Raw genomic sequence first — 14,874 nt, forward strand, 5'->3', positions numbered from 1 at the left:
GTGAAATGCCTGGGTACAGTCACGCCATGGAAAAGGACAATGAGGTCACTTCGCAGGGGGTTCCGGGGGACCGGCTGACGGCCGGCCCGCAGACTGAGGCCACGGCCGGTGGTGCGGGGGGCGCCGGCCCCGGGGGCGGCGAGACGCTGGAGAGACCGCGCTGGCGGATCATCGGCCCTGGTCTGGTCGTCGCGGCCACCGGCATCGGCGCCGGCGACCTCGTCGCCACGATGGTCGCGGGCAGCAACTACGGGTACGCGCTGCTGTGGGCGGTGATCCTCGGCGTCGTCGTGAAGATCGCGCTGGTCGAGGGTGCGGGCCGCTGGACGCTCGCGACCGGCCGCACCATCTTCGACGGCTGGAAGTCGCTCGGCCTCTGGGCGGTCGTCTACTTCGGCGTCTACGTCGTCGTCTGGGGCTTCAGCTACGGCGCGGCGGCGATGTCCGGCGTCGGCCTCGCGCTGAACGGGCTGTTCCCGGTGCTCGACGTGCGGTACTGGGCCATGCTCTCCGGCGTCGCCGGCCTGCTGCTGGTCTGGTTCGGCAAGTACAAGCCGTTCGAGAACGTCATGGCCGTGCTCATCGGCGTCATGTTCGTGACCGTGGTGGGTTCGGCGGCGCTGACGACGCCGAACCTCGGCGAGATCCTGGCCGGCCTGGTGCCGATCATCCCGGAGGGCGCGGTGCTCAACACGCTGGGCCTCGCGGGCGGCGTCGGCGGCACCATCACCCTGGCCGCGTACGGGTACTGGCTCACAGAGAAGGGCTGGGACACGCCCCGCTGGATGCGCGTGATGCGGATCGACAACGCGTGGGCGTACTTCATGTCCGGCGTGTTCGTGATCGCCATGCTGATCGTGGGCGCCGAGCTCCTGTACTCGGCGGGCCTGGCGGTGGCGGACGGCGAGCAGGGGCTGGTCGACGTCGCCGACGTGCTCGCCCAGCGGTACGGGGCGTTCATGGCGCCGCTGTTCCTGGTCGGCTTCTTCGCCGCGACGTTCTCGTCGGTGATCGGCGTCTGGCACGGGGTGTCGCTCATGTTCGCCGACTTCGTGGCCACGATGCGCAACCTGCCCGCCGACGACCACCGCCGCGGCGCCGGCGGCACCTACTACCGGTGGTACATCCTCTGGCTGACGTTCCCGCCGATGGCGCTGCTGTTCCTCGACAAGCCGATCCTGCTCGTCGTGGTCTACGGCGCTCTGGGCTCGCTGTTCATGCCGTTCCTCGCCCTCACGCTGCTGTTCCTGATGAACAGCAGGGCGGTGCCGCAGCAGTGGCGCAACCGCTGGTGGGTCAACGTGATCCTGGTGCTGGTGGCCGCGATGTTCCTGGTGCTCGGCGGCAACGAGCTGGTCAAGGCGGTGGCGCCGGTCCTCGGCGGCTGACCCCTTCCCGCGGGAGACGTGTCAGACCCTCAGGTCCCTCGGGTGACCTGAGGGTCTGACACGTGCGAGAGGCGCCGGGTCAGGCGGCCGCCGTGGCCCCGCGCATGGCGTGGACCTTCTCGTAGATCTCGGCGAACGCGTCGAGGGTGCCGTCCACGGCGTGCGCGGCGACGAGCTCGCGGCTCGCGGCGCCCATCCGGTGCCGCAGGCCGGCGTCCGCCAGGAGGTCGCCCAGCCGGTTGGCCAGCTCGCGCACGTCGCCCGGCGTGTAGAGCCAGCCGTTGACGCCGGGGCGCACCAGGTGGGGCAGCGCCATCGCGTCGGCGGCGACCACGGGCAGGCCCGAGGCCATCGCCTCCAGCGTGACCAGGCTCTGCAGCTCGGCCACCCCGGGCATGCAGAACAGGTCGGCCTCGGAGTAGGCCGTGAGCAGCTCGTCGTCGGGCACGTACCCGCGGAACCGGACGCGTCCGGCGACGCCGGACTCGGCGGCGAGCGCGGCCCAGTCGTCGGCCTTCGCGCCGGTGCCCACGATCTCCAGGCGGCCCGGGAGGCCCTCCGGGAGCAGGGCGAAGGCGCGGATGATCTCGTCGACCCGCTTCTCCTGGTCCAGGCGGCCCACGAACAGGACCGTCGGCTCGGTGCGGCCGTCACGGACGGTGGTGGTGTACCGGTCGGTGTCGATGCCGTTGGACACGGGGATCGCGTGGCTGAGCCCGGCGTGCTGCGCGAGCAGGTCCACGGCGCGCGGCGTGGGGGCGGTCACCACGTCGGCCTTCGCGTAGACGCGGCCGATGTCCTGCCACAGCCAGCGCCCGACCCTGCGGTGCATCGAGCCGGGCACCAGCAGGTAGCCGACGAGGTTCTCCGGCATCAGGTGGTTGGTCGCCACGATGGGCAGGTCCCGGCGGTGCGCGGCGTCGACCAGGGCACGGCCGACGATGAAGCTGCCGTTGGTGTGCACGACGTCGGGCCGGACCTCGTCGAGCACGTCCGCGATCGCCCGGCGGGTCTCCCAGGGCAGGGAGATCTGCAGGTTGTGGTGCGTGGGGTACCGGCTGGAACGCAGCCCGTGCAGGACGACGCCGTCGCGCACCTCGCGCACGGGGCGGCCCGTCGGCGACGGGGCGACGACGTGCACCTCGTACCCGCGGCCGGCCAGGCCGGTGGCCAGGCTGCCGGCGAACCGGGCGGCGCCGTTCACGGCGGGCGGGTAGGTATCGGCGCCGATCAAGATCGTGCGGGGAGTACCAGGCAGGTTCACTGTGCTGTACCTCTCGATGGTCCGGGAAGTCTCGAAGGGGCGGTTCGCGCCGCGCGGGCCGCGACGGCGTCGGGGTGGAGCCGGGCAAGGACGAGGACCCCGGCGGACGCGGCGAGCGCCGCACCCCCGAGGACGAACCAGGTGGCGACGGGCGTGTCGGCGCCCTCGCCGAGGAGCACCGCGCCGAGCAGCACGGCCACGATCGGGTCCACGACCGTGAGGCAGGCGACGACGACCTCGGGCGGGCCCGACGGGTAGGCCTGCTGCACGAGCCAGCCGCCCAGCACGAGCGCGGCGATCGCCGCCGCGCCGGTACCGAGCACCTGCGGGTCGTACCAGGGCGTGCCGACCGCGAGCTCCTGGAAGATCACGCGCATCAGCGCGGAGAGCAGGCCGAACGCGGTGGCGCCCGCCGTGGCGCAGGCGACGCAGCGCAGCCAGCCGCCGGCCGCGAGGCCGGCGACGCCCAGGCCCACCACGACGCCGCCGACGATCAGGACGGTCGGCAGCGTGGACCCGGGCGGCGGTACGTTGCCCGAGGTGGCGCTCACGGACGCGGCGACGAAGACCGCCACCCCGGCCATGGTCAGGGCGACGCCGAGCAGCACGTTGCGGCCCGGCGCCCGCCGCAGCAGCAGCGACGAGAGCAGCACCGCCACGGGCACGGCGAGCACCCCGATCGGCTGGACCAGGCGGAGCGGCGCGAGCGCCAGCGCCACCGCGTGCACGATCGTGCCGCCCGCCGCGAGCCCGAACCCGGCCAGCCAGCCGGGCCGGCGGACGATCCGGCTGAGGCGGCGCAGGGACAGGACACGCTCGCGGGGGAAGGGCTGCCCGTAGAGGTCGGCCACCTCGCGGTGCTGCAGGACCGCGGCGCCGGCGAACAGGGCGGCGCCGAGGACGGCGAGGGCGACCGCTATGGCTTGCATGGGACAACGGTGACGTAAGGACGCCCTTCTCCGCCACCAGGTTTCCCCCCGTTATGAGATGGGGGTTTTCCCCCATCTTTCTCCGACCACTCCCGTGACCGTCCCTCGAGTGCTTAGGGTCAGCGCGATGAACACCGACACGCGCTCGCGCGACCTCCAGGCACCGTACGCGGGACTCGTCGCGGCCACACCCGCGCGCGACGAGGACCTTCGCCTCCGCGGCGTCCGCGCGCACGTCCGGGTGTACGGGGACGCCGGGGCCCCGCACCGGCTCGTGTTCCTGCACGGGCTGCGCGGCGACCACCACGGGCTGGAGCCGATCGTGGCCCACCTCATCGCGCAGCGCCCTGACCTGCAGGTATGGGTTCCCGACCTGCCCGGGTTCGGCGCGTCGGAACCGCTGCCGGACGGGGGGCACGACGTCGCCGGCTACGCCGGGTGGACCGCCGAGCTCCTGGCCGCCGTCGCCCCGGGAGGTGACGCGGTGCTCGCCGGGCACTCCTTCGGCTCCATCGTGGCGGCGGCGACGGTGGCCGGACCGGCCGCCCGCCCGGCGCCGGGCGGACCGCCCGTGCGCGCGCTCGTGCTCGTCAACCCGATCGCGACGGCGGCGCTCGACGGCCCCCGCCGGGCCATGAGCGCCGTCACCGTGGGGGTGCACCGGCTCGCCGCGGCGCTGCCGGAGCGCGCCGGGACCGGCCTGCTGCGTCACCCGCTGTTCACCCGCGTCGCGAGCCTCGCGATGGTCACCTCGCACGACCCCGACCTGCGGCGCTGGATCCACGCGGAGCACGACCGGTACTTCTCCGGCTTCGCCGACCGGCGCACCCTGCTGGAGGCCTTCCACGCGTCGGTCGGCACCGACGTCTCCGCCTACGCGGGGCGCATCACCGTGCCGACGCTGCTCGTCGCGTCCGAGAACGACGACGTCGCACCCCTGCCGTCCCAGCGGGTCCTCGCGGCGGCGCTCGCCGACGCCCGGCTGGCCGTCGTCCCGCGGATCGGCCACCTCGCCCACTACGAGGCGCCGGACGTCGTGGCCCGGGAGACGGCCGGATTCCTGGCCGGTCTCCAGGCCACCGGCGAGCGGGGTGAACAGTGAGGGAAGCTCAGATGAAGATCGTCGTCGACTGCCGCTACCTGCGGGTCGGCCGGCACGACGGGATCAGCCGGTACACCGCGGGCATCGTCACGGCGCTGGCCCGGCTGCACCCGATCGAGGTGCTGGTGGACGACGAGCGCCAGCTCGCCCACCTGCCCGACGGGCTGCCCTGGCACCGCGTGAGCGCCCCGACGAGCTGGCGCGAGCCCTTCGTGGCGCGACAGGTGGGCCGCACGGGCGCCGACGTCGTGTTCAGCCCGATGCAGACCATGGGCACCTGGGGGCGGGACTACCGGGTGGTGCTGACCCTGCACGACCTCATCTACTACCGGCACCCCACGCCCCCGCGGAACCTACCCGCCGCCGTGCGGCTGCTGTGGCGCGCGTTCCACCTGGCCTGGTGGCCGCAGCGGCTGCTGCTGAACCGGGCCGACGCCGTGGTCACGGTCTCGGAGACCACGCGTGACCTGATCGCCCGGCACCGGCTGACCCGGCGTCCGGTGACCGTGGTGCCGAACGCGCCCGACCCCGTGCCGGACCTGCCCCGCACGCCCCGTACCCGGTCGCTCGTCTACATGGGCTCGTTCATGCCGTACAAGAACGTGGAGCTGCCGGCCCGCGCCATGGCCCGCCTGCCCGGGTGGGAGCTGCACCTGATGAGCCCGGTCACGGCCGAGCAGCGCGCGCGGCTGACGGAGCTGGCCGGCGCGGGCACGCTCGTGTTCCACGACGGAGCGTCCGACGAGGTCTACCGCGACGTGCTGCGCGGCGCGACGGCGCTCGTCTCCGGCTCCCGCGACGAGGGCTTCGGGCTGCCGCTGGTGGAGGCCATGACGCTCGGCACGCCCCTGGTGGTCAGCGACATCCCCGTGTTCCGCGAGGTCGGCGGGCCGGCCGGGGCGTACGTCGACCCCGACGACGTGGACGGGTTCGTCGGCGCCGTCCGCGAGCTCGACGACCCGCGGACCTGGGCCGAGCGGTCGGCCGCCGCACGGCTCCGCGCCGCGGGATACGACTGGGACACGTCGGCCAAAACGCTCCTGGCGCTTCTGGTAGGGTGATTTTTGACCGTTATCGTTCCGTGATCTAAGGTCGGCGGCGATGACCCGTCCTGACGAGAGCCTGACCGCGTCCGTACCCGAGGCGAACCCCACGACCACGGGCAGTGAGCGCCGGAAGACCACCGGCCGGCTCGTGGCCATGGACGGCCTGCGCTTCGGCGCCGCAGCCGCCGTGCTGCTCTACCACTTCACGGCGACCTCGACGGTGACCAGCTACTGGGGCGCCGACCCCGAACGGGCGTTCCCGCTGCTCAACGAGGTGACCCGGTACGGCTGGCTGGGTGTCGAGCTGTTCTTCATGATCTCCGGGTTCGTGATCCTGCTCAGCGCCGACGGCCGGGGGATCTCCGGCTTCGTCGCCTCCCGGGTGGGCCGCCTCTTCCCGGCGTACTGGGCGTGCATCGTGCTGACGGTCGGCCTGCAGCAGTTCTGGTCGGGCGGCCGGCAGACCAGCCTCACCGAGACCCTGGTCAACCTCACGATGGTGCAGGACCTCTTCGACGTGACCGGCGTCCAGGTCGTGTTCTGGACCCTGCTGGTGGAGCTCAAGTTCTACCTGCTGGTGCTCGTGGTGCTGGCCTTCGGCCCGCTCACCCGCAACCGCGTGCTGACCTTCGCCACCCTCTGGCCGCTCGCCGGCTGGGCCGCGCAGGAGCTCGGCGCCCACTGGCTCGCCGACTGGCTCGTGCCGGTCTATGCCCCGTACTTCGCCGTCGGCATGCTGCTGTTCCTCGCCTACCGCGACGGGTTCGACCTGGTCACCAGCACGCTGCTCGCGGGCGGCCTGGTCCTGTGCGTCCTGCGGGTGCAGGAGGCCGCGGGCCGCGCGTCCGACCTCCAGGGCGTCACCGTGAACCCGGTGATCGCCGTGATGATCATGCTCGCCAGCGTCGTGGCCGTCTGGGCGACGACGCTCCGGAGCAGCACGGCGCCGCCCCGCAGGGTCGCGACCGTGCTCGGCACGGTCGGCGCCCTGACCTATCCCGTGTACCTGGTGCACACCCAGTTCGGGTACGCCGTGATCGACATCCTGGCCCACGAGACCACGCGCACGGTCGCCCTCTTCGCGGCGGGCGCGCTGAGTCTGGCCCTGGCGGTGGCGATCCACTACGGCGTCGAGCGGCCGACGTCGGCCCGGCTGCGCCGGGCGGTGCAGGCCGGCCTGCTGCGCTGCTCGGGGGCGCTGCGCTCGCGCGGGTTGATGCGCGCCTGGGACGACGTCCGGACCTGACCTGCGCGCGACGCGGGCGCGGCGGGCCTCGGCGCGGCCGGGCTCTGTGGGGCGGGCCTCGGCGCGGCCGGGCTCTGTGGGGCGGGCCTCAGCGCGGCGGGTCGGCCACCGCGAACGGGAGGCGGTGCAGCAGCTCCGCCTGCTCCTGCGCCCGCCGGCGCTCCCGCTGACCCGCGGCGAGCTCGCGCTCGCGGCGCTCGGCGAGCACCGCGTGCAGGAACGCCTCGGGGTGCGTGCCCGGCGGCGGGCCGGGGGCGACGTACGGCTCGATACGGCCGGCGAGGTCGTCGGCCAGCCGCGCCCGGGACTCGGGCGCGAGGCGGGCGGCGCGGCCCAGCATCTGCCGGGCGGCCAGCGCCAGCCCGTCGGGCAGGCGGCGCATGTCCGCGGTGTGCGCCCACGCGGCCAGGGACTGCGGCATCACGACCGGGGCCGACACCGGCTTGCCGCCCCGCACCCGCACCGCGTACGTGCCGGCGGCGAGGTCGCCGAGTCGCTTGCCCTTCGCGTTGGACAGCGACGCGATCGCCGCGATGCCGCCGAACGTCAGCCACAGCTCGATCACGCCGATCAGCGCCCGCACCAGCGCGTGCCGGAACCGGACCGGGCCGCCGTCGTCGCGCACCACGCGGATGCCGCAGGCGAGCTTGCCGACCGAGCGGCCGCGCGACAGCGTCTCGACCGTGACCGGGATGCCCACCATGACCACGACGTTCGCCAGCACGTAGACGATCGCCGCGATGTCCTCGCCCAGCACGGCGTTCTCCAGGAACCAGACCGCGCCGACGATCAGGACGACCGCGACGACCGCGCCGATCACGAGGAAGTCGAGCATCGCGCCCATGGCGCGCGTGATGAACGACGCCGGGCGTGCGTCCAGCACCACGCCCTCGCCGATGACGATGCCGTCCTGCACGTTTCCTCCGGTCGGGGTGCTGTCGGATGGTGCGGGCCCTCGGGACGTGCCGCGGTCCCTGTGCGGCAGACTACCGTCGTGGACATCGACGCCTTCACCGCCGTGCACGCCGCAGAGTGGGACCGCCTCAAGGAGCTCGCCTCCCGGCGCCGGCTGGACGGCGCCGAGTCGGACGAGCTGGTGCGCCTGTACCAGTCGGTGGCCACGCACCTGTCGACCGTCCGGTCCGCCGCGCCGGACCCCGCGCTGGTGACCCGCCTGTCGGACGTGCTCAACCGGGCGCGCACCCGCATCGCCGGCTCGCACGAGCCCGCGTGGCGCGAGGTCGTGCGGTTCGCCGTGGTCTCCCTGCCCGCGGCGTTCTACCGGATCCGGTGGTGGTCGCACGGGGTGACGGCGGCCTGCGTGCTCGTCGCGGTGGTCGCGGGCGTCTACATCGCGTCCGACACCGACGCGATGAACTCCCTGATGTCGCCCGCCGCCCAGGAGGAGTACGTCAACAACGCCTTCGCCTCCTACTACGACCCGGGCATCGGGTTCGCCGGCGTCGTCTTCACCAACAACGCCTGGATCGCGGCGCAGGCCGTCGCCGGCGGCATCACCGGCTTCTTCACCCTGAACGTGCTGTGGCAGAACGCCGTCCAGATCGGCGCCACCGGCGGCATGATGGCCGCCCACGACGAGCTCGACCTGTTCCTCACGCTCATCGCGCCCCACGGCCTGCTGGAGCTGACGTGCATCTTCGTCGCGGGCGCGGCGGGCCTGCGGCTCTTCTGGACGCTGGTCGACCCGGGGCACCGCAAGCGGTCGGTCGCGATGGCCGCCGAGGGACGCGCCCTGATCACCACGGTCATCGGGCTCGCGGCGGCCCTGGCGGTCTCGGGTCTCGTGGAGGGCTTCGTGACCGGCTCCGAGCTCTTCTGGTGGCTCAAGATCGTCATCGGCGCGATCGTGCTCGCCGCCTTCTGGACCTACGTCTACGTGCTGGGCGGTCGCGCCGTGCGCGCCGGCGCGGACGGCGACCTCGCGGAGCACGAGGCCGGCGCTACGGTGGTCACAGCGGGGTGACGATCGCGTGGCGACCCGCCCGCCCGCTCGAATGACGCCGCCCCCTGTCAGTACCCCGTACTAGGGTTGCGGCGCACAGGCATCACCGCAGACGACACCCGGAGCACGCCCCATGACGACGCCCGAGAGCGCACCCGACCAGCCGGCGCAGCCGACGCCCCCGCAGTCCGGAGGCTCCCAGCCCGCCGGCTGGGGCGAGCCGCCGCGGTACGGGCAGTACGCGCCCGGGTACGACCCGTCCGCCCCGCAGGCTCCGGAGCAGCCGCAGTACGGCACGCCGCCCGCGGGCCCAGCGGGGCAGTACGGGCAGAACCAGTACGGGCAGGCGCAGTACGGCCAGACCCAGTACGGCCAGCACGCGCCCGGCGGCGCCGTCCCCGGCTACCGGCCCGCCGCCGACAAGCCCGGCATCGTCCCGCTGCGCCCGCTCACCCTCGGCGAGCTGTACGACGGCGCGTTCGGCGCCGTGCGGCACAACCCCGCCGTCACGCTCGGGCTCACGGCCATCATCGTGGTCGTCGCCGTCGCGATCGGCACCCTGGTCAGCATCCCGCTCACCACCTGGTTCACCGACCTGTGGGGCAGCTTCTTCGCGGAGCTCGAGAACGACCCGGCCATGCAGGACATGGGGTTCACGCAGGACATGCTGGGGGTGACCTACGGGTCGCTGCTCGGCACGAGCCTGCTGCTCATGCTCGCCTCGCCCCTGGCGATGGGCGTCATGGCCATCTCCGTCAGCGACTCGGTCATCGGGCGCAAGATCTCGGTGTCCGACGCGTGGCGCCGCGTCGCCAAGCGGGCCTGGTTCCTGATCGGCTTCTCGCTGCTCAGCACCCTCGTGGTGCTCGTGGCCTACGTGCTCGCCGTCGGCATCGTCGTCGGTCTGTTCTCCGTGGACCCGACGCTCGGCGTGGTCGGCCTGCTCGTCGTGCTCGCCGCGCTCGTGGTGGTCGGCGTCTGGGCGTTCACCCGCGTGATCCTCGTCCCGCCCGCGCTCGCGGTCGAGGGCGGCGGCTTCTGGGCGACGTTCGCCCGCGCCTGGAAGCTCACGCGCGGCTCGTTCTGGCGGGTGCTCGGCATCTACCTGCTGACCTCGATCATCCTGAGCGTGATCGGCCAGATCGTGTCCCTGCCCATCGGCGCGGTCCTGGGCCTGGCGATGATGTCGGCCAGCGACGTCGCCGTGGCCGTCAGCTACGGGGTCACCTACGTCATCACGGGCGGCATGAGCGTCCTGTTCCTCGGGGGCGTCACCGCCCTGCTGTACATCGACACCCGGATGCGTCGCGAGGGACTGGACGTGCAGCTGCAGGCCGCGGCCGCAGCCGCGGCGGACAAGTGACATGAGGGCCGATCTGCCCGTCGTCCCCGACCGGGACACCGCACGCGAGTGGCTCACGAGCGAGCTGCAGCGCCCCGAGTACGCGGAGCGCGAGTCGCTGCTGTCGCGCGTGATCCGCTGGGTCATGGACTGGCTGAGTGGCATCGACTGGCCCGACACCGCGATGTCCGGGCCCCAGCTCGGGGTCGTCCTCGCGATCGCCGCCGTGGTGGTCCTGGCTGTCGCGTGGCTGATCGCCGGGCCGGTGCAGCTCGGCCGCAACCGCACGGGCAAGGCCGAGGTGCTCGACGCCGACGACGCGCGGACGGCGGCGCAGATGCGCGCCGCTGCCGACGCCGCCGCGGCGTCGGGCGACTGGCGGACGGCGACCGTGGAACGCTTCCGCGCCGTCGTCCGGTCCCTGGAGGAGCGGGTGGTCATCGAGCCGCGACCCGGCCGCACGGCGCAGGAGGCCGCGGGCGACGCGGGCGAGCGCCTGCCCGGTCAGGCCGCCGGCCTGCGTTCCGGCGCCGACCTGTTCGACGGCGTCGAGTACGGCGACCGGGTCGCCACGGCGGCCGACGACGCCGCGCTGCGCGAGCTCGACGCCCAGGTCACCGCGGCGCGGCCCACCGCCGTCCCCGCCACCGGGCCCGGAACGGGCGCCGGCCCTGACGCGCACGACGACACGCACGCCGATACGACCGAGAGCGCGGACGAGAAGCCGGGGGTGTCCGCATGACCACGCAGCTGCCCTCCCCGTACGCCCCCGCGGCGCCGCCCGCCCCGACGCCGCCCTCGGCGGTGCCCGTCGCGGCCGCGGGCCCGGTCGACGAGCCGCCGGTGGTCATCGGCGACGACACCACGGGCCGGTCACGGGCCGCGAGCCGGTGGCGGCGGATGCGCTGGCCGCTGACGGTGCTCGCCGCGGTCGCACTGTTCGTCCTGTTCCTCGCGGTGGTCCGCACGCCCACGTCCGCCGAGTCCTACGCGCCGGACAACCCGGAGGCGGACGGGGCCATGGCCGTGGCCGAGGTGCTCAAGGACCAGGGCGTGCACATCACGCACGTCACCTCCGTGGCCGACGCCGTCGCCGCGGCCGGGCCGGACAGCACGCTCCTGGTCACGCCCAACCCGTCGTTCTTCGCGGACGACCAGATCTCCGCGCTCAACCGCACGGGCGCCGACCTCGTCGTCCTCGCCCCGGACTACAGCATGGTCGCGGGCGTCAGCCGCGACGAGCTCGACATCACCTACGGCGAGCGCCCCGACCCGGTCGAGCCGCAGTGCGACGACCCGGCGGCGCAGGCCGCGGGCGCGGTCACGCTGGCGCCCGGCCTGTACGACGCGTCCGGCGCGGGCGACAAGGTGCGGCCGGTCCTGTGCTGGCCGGACGGCGCCGGCGCGTTCGCCTACGCCCGCCTCGACTTCCCGGACCGCTCCGTGACCGTGGTCAGCGACCCCTCGGTGCTCCGCAACGGCACCGTGCTGACGGAGGGCAACTCGGCGCTCGCGCTGTGGATGCTCGGCCAGAACGAGGACCTCGTCTGGCTGGTCCCCGACCCGATGGACGTCAGCACCGGCAGCGACGAGCCCACCCCCGCCGAGCGCGGCCAGGTGAACGCGGTCATGCCGCCCGGCTCCGCGCCCGTCGCCCTGGTGGTGCTGCTCGCCGCCGTGCTGCTCGCGCTCTGGCGCGTGCGCCGCATGGGGCCGCTGATCGTCGAGGACCTGCCGGTGCTCGTCCGCTCGGCCGAGGCCACGCGTGGTCGCGCCCGCCTGTACCGGGCCGCCCGCGCCCGCGGGCATGCCGCCGCCGGCCTTCGGGCGGCGTCCGCCGACCGGATCGCCTCGCGCCTCGGCCTGGCCCGCTCGTCCGACGCCAACACCGTGGTCGACGCCGTCGTGGCCGCCACGAACCGCCCGTCGCAGCAGGTGGCAGACCTGCTCTACGGCCCACCGCCCGCTGACGACGCCGCGCTCGCCGAGCTCGCGCGCCGACTCGACACCCTGGAGAGCGAGGTCCACCGACCGTGACCGAACCAGCCTTCCCCCCGCAGAGCGCGGGCCGGCCCGCGGAGCCGACGTCCGACCCACAGGCCGCCCGGACCGTGCAGACGGTGCCCGTCGACGGTGCGGCCGAGCCGCCGGCCGCCGCCGCCGACGCCGCGGCCCAGCCGCCCGCCCCGGCTCAGCCGCCCGCCCCGTCGCAGGAGCTCCGCGCCGCCCTGGCGGCGGTCCGTACGGAGGTGGGCAAGGCCGTCGTCGGGCAGGACGCGGCCGTGACCAGCCTGCTCATCGCCCTGCTGTGCCAGGGGCACGTGCTCCTGGAGGGTGTGCCGGGTGTCGCCAAGACGCTGCTGGTCCGCACCCTCGCGGCGGCGCTGAAGCTGGACACCAAGCGGGTCCAGTTCACGCCCGACCTCATGCCGGGTGACGTGACGGGCTCGCTCGTGTACGACGCGCGCACGGCCGAGTTCTCGTTCCGCGAGGGCCCCGTGTTCACCAACCTGGTGCTCGCGGACGAGATCAACCGCACGCCCCCGAAGACCCAGGCGTCCCTGCTGGAGGCCATGGAGGAGCGTCAGGTGTCGGTGGACGGAACGCCGCGTCCGCTGCCGGACCCGTTCCTGGTCATCGCCACGCAGAACCCCGTCGAGTACGAGGGCACCTACCCGCTGCCCGAGGCCCAGCTCGACCGGTTCCTGCTCAAGCTGGTGCTGCCGCTGCCCGAGCGGGACCAGGAGGTGGAGGTCCTGGCCCGGCACGCCGCCGGGTTCGACCCCCGCAACCTGGCCGCCGCCGGCGTGACGCCCGTGGCCGACACCGGGGTGCTGGAGCGCGCCCGTGCCGAGGTCGCCCGCGTCCAGGTGTCGCGCGAGGTGCTGGGCTACGCCGTCGACGTCTGCCGCGCCACGCGGTTCTCGCCGTCGCTCTCGCTCGGCGTCTCGCCGCGTGGCGCCACCGCGCTGCTGCGCACGGCGCGGGCCTGGGCGTGGCTGTCGGGCCGCTCGTTCGTGACGCCGGACGACATCAAGGCCCTGGCCCACCCGACGCTCCGGCACCGCGTGCAGCTGCGCGCCGAGGCCGAGCTCGAGGGTGTCACCGCCGAGGGCGTGCTGGACACGGTGCTGGCCTCCGTGCCCGTGCCGCGCTGAGGCCCGCATGGTCGTGACGTGGCGGGCCGCCGCCCTGATGGGCCTCGGCGTGGTGCCCGTGCTGCTCCTGCCGGCCGACGGGACGGTGCTGGTCTGGGCCACGTTCGTGGTCCTGGTGTGCGTGGCCGACGTCGTCCTGGCCGCCTCGCCGCGCCGGGTGGCGGTGCAGCGGCGCGTGCCGGCGTCGGTCCGGCTGCGCTCCGAGGCGACGAGCGAGCTCGTGGTCCGCAACGCCTCCGGCCGGCGCCTGCGGGCGGTGGTCCGGGACGCGTGGGGCCCGTCGGCCGGTGCCGGCCCGGGGCGGGGGCGGTCCGAGCGCGTGCGCCCGGCGTCGGGCGGACCGGGGCGCCACCATGTGGACCTGCCCGACGGCGAGGCCGCGCGCCTGCCGACCGTCCTCGTGCCGACACGCCGCGGCGACCGGGCGGCGGGCGGCGTGACGATCCGCAGCCTCGGGCCGCTGGGCCTGGCGGGCCGCCAGGTGACGCTGCCCGTCCCGGGCCGGCTGCGGGTGCTGCCGGAGTTCGCCAGCCGTAAGCACCTGCCGTCGCGCCTGGCGCGGCTGCGGGAGATGGACGGCCGCGCCGCCGTGCAGATCCGCGGCGAGGGCACGGAGTTCGACTCGCTGCGGGAGTACGTGGTGGGCGACGACGTCCGCTCGATCGACTGGCGCGCCACCGCCCGCAGGCGCGAGGTCGTGGTGCGCACCTGGCGCCCCGAGCGCGACCGGCGCGTGCTGATCGTCCTGGACACCGGTCGCACGGCCGCGGCCCGCGTGGGCGCGGCCGACTCGACGGGCGCGCCGCGCCTGGACGCGAGCATCGAGGCGGCGTTGCTGCTCTCGGCGCTGGCCGGGCACGCGGGCGACCGCGTGGAGCTCGTGGCGTTCGACCGCACCGTGCGGGCGCGGGTGGCCGGTGCCGCCGGACCCCGGCTCATGCCGGCCCTGGCGGAGTCGCTGGCCACCGTGGAGCCGGTGCTGCTGGAGACGGACTGGCCGGGCGTGGTGGCGCAGGTGCGCACGCGGATGACGCAGCGCGCGCTCGTGGTGCTGCTCACCACCCTGGACCCCGCGGCGGTGGAGAACGGCCTGCTGCCCGTGGTGGACCAGCTCGCCCGCGACCACACCGTGGTCGTCGCCTCCGTCGCGGACGAGGAGGTCGCCGCGCTGCGCGCCGGCCGCGAGACGGTGGCCGACGTGTACGACGCCGCGGCCGCCGCCCGTGGCGACCTGGAGCGCACCGCGGTCACCACGATGCTGCGCCGCTACGGGGCCGACGTCGTCGAGGCGCTGCCGGACGACCTCGCGCCCCGGCTCGCCGACGAGTACCTGGCCCTCAAGGCCGCCGGCCGGCTCTGAGCCGACGACAGCAGCGCCCGGCCGCGAGGGGCGGCCGGGCGCTGCTGCTCATCCGTTGCTGGTCATTCCGTTGCTG

The 14,874-nt window shown here is 74.4% G+C and carries 13 protein-coding genes; 10 read left to right on the top strand and 3 right to left on the bottom strand.

What is annotated here, in order from left to right; translation table 11 throughout:
* The first annotated feature begins 26 nt into the window (after window positions 1–26).
* Window positions 27–1,388 (top strand): Nramp family divalent metal transporter, encoded by a 1,362-nt coding sequence (locus tag ACH45N_RS24125; RefSeq protein ID WP_397398485.1) that lies wholly within the window; start codon window positions 27–29, stop codon window positions 1,386–1,388.
* Between the two features lie 79 nt (window positions 1,389–1,467).
* Here the strand turns inward: ACH45N_RS24125 and ACH45N_RS24130 are convergent, their stop codons facing one another.
* Both ACH45N_RS24130 and ACH45N_RS24135 read right to left on the bottom strand, forming a co-directional pair.
* Window positions 1,468–2,652, bottom strand: coding sequence for a glycosyltransferase (locus tag ACH45N_RS24130; RefSeq protein ID WP_397398486.1), 1,185 nt, complete (start codon window positions 2,650–2,652; stop codon window positions 1,468–1,470).
* Window positions 2,649–3,581 (bottom strand): DMT family transporter, encoded by a 933-nt coding sequence (locus ACH45N_RS24135; protein WP_397398487.1) that lies wholly within the window; start codon window positions 3,579–3,581, stop codon window positions 2,649–2,651. Before ACH45N_RS24135 ends, ACH45N_RS24130 begins: the two co-directional genes overlap by 4 nt.
* Window positions 3,582–3,708: 127 nt before the next feature.
* Here ACH45N_RS24135 and ACH45N_RS24140 point away from each other — a divergent pair, with 127 nt between their 5' ends.
* Genes ACH45N_RS24140 through ACH45N_RS24150 form a run of 3 tightly spaced genes read left to right on the top strand, consistent with a single transcriptional unit; the run spans window position 3,709 to window position 6,975 of the window.
* Entirely contained in the window at window positions 3,709–4,683 is a 975-nt protein-coding gene (locus ACH45N_RS24140; RefSeq protein ID WP_397398488.1) for an alpha/beta fold hydrolase, read from the top strand.
* 11 nt (window positions 4,684–4,694) lie between these two features.
* Window positions 4,695–5,744 (top strand): glycosyltransferase family 4 protein, encoded by a 1,050-nt coding sequence (locus ACH45N_RS24145; protein WP_397398489.1) that lies wholly within the window; start codon window positions 4,695–4,697, stop codon window positions 5,742–5,744.
* 40 nt (window positions 5,745–5,784) lie between these two features.
* Window positions 5,785–6,975 carry an acyltransferase family protein gene (locus tag ACH45N_RS24150; RefSeq protein ID WP_397398490.1) on the top strand — a complete coding sequence of 397 codons (1,191 nt, stop codon included), beginning with the start codon at window positions 5,785–5,787 and terminating at the stop codon, window positions 6,973–6,975.
* Between the two features lie 88 nt (window positions 6,976–7,063).
* On the opposite strand, the gene ACH45N_RS24155 is transcribed toward ACH45N_RS24150, so the two are convergent.
* Window positions 7,064–7,891, bottom strand: a complete 828-nt coding sequence (locus ACH45N_RS24155; protein WP_397398491.1) for an RDD family protein — start codon at window positions 7,889–7,891, stop codon at window positions 7,064–7,066.
* Window positions 7,892–7,969: 78 nt separating this feature from the next.
* Here ACH45N_RS24155 and ACH45N_RS24160 point away from each other — a divergent pair, with 78 nt between their 5' ends.
* The 6 genes from ACH45N_RS24160 (at window position 7,970) to ACH45N_RS24185 (ending at window position 14,798) form a co-directional block, all read left to right on the top strand.
* Window positions 7,970–8,959 carry a stage II sporulation protein M gene (locus tag ACH45N_RS24160; RefSeq protein ID WP_397398492.1) on the top strand — a complete coding sequence of 330 codons (990 nt, stop codon included), beginning with the start codon at window positions 7,970–7,972 and terminating at the stop codon, window positions 8,957–8,959.
* 112 nt (window positions 8,960–9,071) lie between these two features.
* Window positions 9,072–10,301 (top strand): hypothetical protein, encoded by a 1,230-nt coding sequence (locus ACH45N_RS24165; RefSeq protein WP_397398493.1) that lies wholly within the window; start codon window positions 9,072–9,074, stop codon window positions 10,299–10,301.
* 1 nt (window position 10,302) lies between these two features.
* Window positions 10,303–11,022, top strand: coding sequence for a DUF4129 domain-containing protein (locus ACH45N_RS24170; protein WP_397398494.1), 720 nt, complete (start codon window positions 10,303–10,305; stop codon window positions 11,020–11,022).
* Window positions 11,019–12,317, top strand: a complete 1,299-nt coding sequence (locus ACH45N_RS24175) for a DUF4350 domain-containing protein (RefSeq protein ID WP_397398495.1) — start codon at window positions 11,019–11,021, stop codon at window positions 12,315–12,317. The genes ACH45N_RS24170 and ACH45N_RS24175 overlap by 4 nt, the downstream gene beginning before the upstream one ends.
* 83 nt (window positions 12,318–12,400) lie before the next feature.
* A complete protein-coding gene (locus ACH45N_RS24180) occupies window positions 12,401–13,438 on the top strand; it encodes an AAA family ATPase (RefSeq protein ID WP_397398636.1) in 1,038 nt (345 codons plus the stop codon).
* Between the two features lie 7 nt (window positions 13,439–13,445).
* Window positions 13,446–14,798: a DUF58 domain-containing protein gene (locus ACH45N_RS24185; RefSeq protein WP_397398496.1), complete on the top strand. Its 1,353-nt coding sequence runs from the start codon at window positions 13,446–13,448 to the stop codon at window positions 14,796–14,798.
* Window positions 14,799–14,874 lie beyond the last annotated feature (76 nt).

This window comes from Promicromonospora sp. NPDC019610, from assembly GCF_044389365.1.
Classification (GTDB): Bacteria; Actinomycetota; Actinomycetes; order Actinomycetales; family Cellulomonadaceae; genus Promicromonospora.

Bases quoted from the DNA above. Each gene is read 5' to 3' on its own strand.
- ACH45N_RS24125 (WP_397398485.1), top strand. From the start codon at position 27: ATGGAAAAGGACAATGAGGTCACTTCGCAGGGGGTTCCGGGGGACCGG.
- ACH45N_RS24145 (WP_397398489.1), top strand. From the start codon at position 4,695: ATGAAGATCGTCGTCGACTGCCGCTACCTGCGGGTCGGCCGGCACGAC.
- ACH45N_RS24150 (WP_397398490.1), top strand. From the start codon at position 5,785: ATGACCCGTCCTGACGAGAGCCTGACCGCGTCCGTACCCGAGGCGAAC.
- ACH45N_RS24185 (WP_397398496.1), top strand. From the start codon at position 13,446: ATGGTCGTGACGTGGCGGGCCGCCGCCCTGATGGGCCTCGGCGTGGTG.
- ACH45N_RS24135 (WP_397398487.1), bottom strand. From the start codon at position 3,581: ATGCAAGCCATAGCGGTCGCCCTCGCCGTCCTCGGCGCCGCCCTGTTC.
- ACH45N_RS24170 (WP_397398494.1), top strand. From the start codon at position 10,303: ATGAGGGCCGATCTGCCCGTCGTCCCCGACCGGGACACCGCACGCGAG.
- ACH45N_RS24165 (WP_397398493.1), top strand. From the start codon at position 9,072: ATGACGACGCCCGAGAGCGCACCCGACCAGCCGGCGCAGCCGACGCCC.
- ACH45N_RS24175 (WP_397398495.1), top strand. From the start codon at position 11,019: ATGACCACGCAGCTGCCCTCCCCGTACGCCCCCGCGGCGCCGCCCGCC.
- ACH45N_RS24140 (WP_397398488.1), top strand. From the start codon at position 3,709: ATGAACACCGACACGCGCTCGCGCGACCTCCAGGCACCGTACGCGGGA.